This window comes from Micromonospora sp. KC207, assembly GCF_004348615.1.
GTDB lineage: Bacteria > Actinomycetota > Actinomycetes > Mycobacteriales > Micromonosporaceae > Micromonospora.
On record NZ_SMKJ01000630.1, the window covers coordinates 1 to 593 of the forward strand.

At 68.6% G+C, this 593-nt stretch carries 1 pseudogene; it reads left to right on the plus strand.

From position 1 onward, the window contains the following. Window positions 1-130 precede the first annotated feature (130 nt). Window positions 131-400: pseudogene (locus E1258_RS32935) on the plus strand (transposase); the annotation flags it as partial. Window positions 401-593 lie beyond the last annotated feature (193 nt).

Genomic DNA, 593 nt, shown 5'->3' on the forward strand with positions numbered 1-593 from the left:
GATCACGCCCGGCCCGCCGGGACTTGTGGAGAGCCGGATGCGGTGAAAGCCGCACGTCCGGTTCGGGAGGCGGGCCGCGGAAACGGACCGGTCGAAAGACCGACACCGCGCCGCGGCCCGACCTCACAACGTCAAGATCAGGGACGGGCAGGTCGCGAACCGGCCGATCTACCTGGCGATGGCGGTCACCGTCGATGGGCACCGCGACATCCTCGGTATCTGGGCCGGTGACGGCGGTGAGGGTGCCAAGCACTGGCTGCACGTGCTGACCGAGCTGAAGAACCGCGGCGTGGCCGACGTGCTCATGCTCGTCTGCGACGGGCTCAAGGGCCTGCCCGAGGCGGTGGAGACGGTGTGGCCGCGCACGATCGTGCAGACGTGCGTGGTGCACCGGACCCGTCAAGAAACAACGTGTTGCTTTCGATCGGTGTCCTCGTTGGACTGTGGTGGCGATTTTGGACGGTGCGCGTGGTCAGCTCGTGGCGCGGCTCGGCGCGTTGCTGCCTCATCTGAATGAGCGGCAACGGCGGTTGCTGCTCGGGGTCGAGGCTCGGCTGCTCGGTCACGGCGGGATCCGGGCGGTGGCGCTGGTC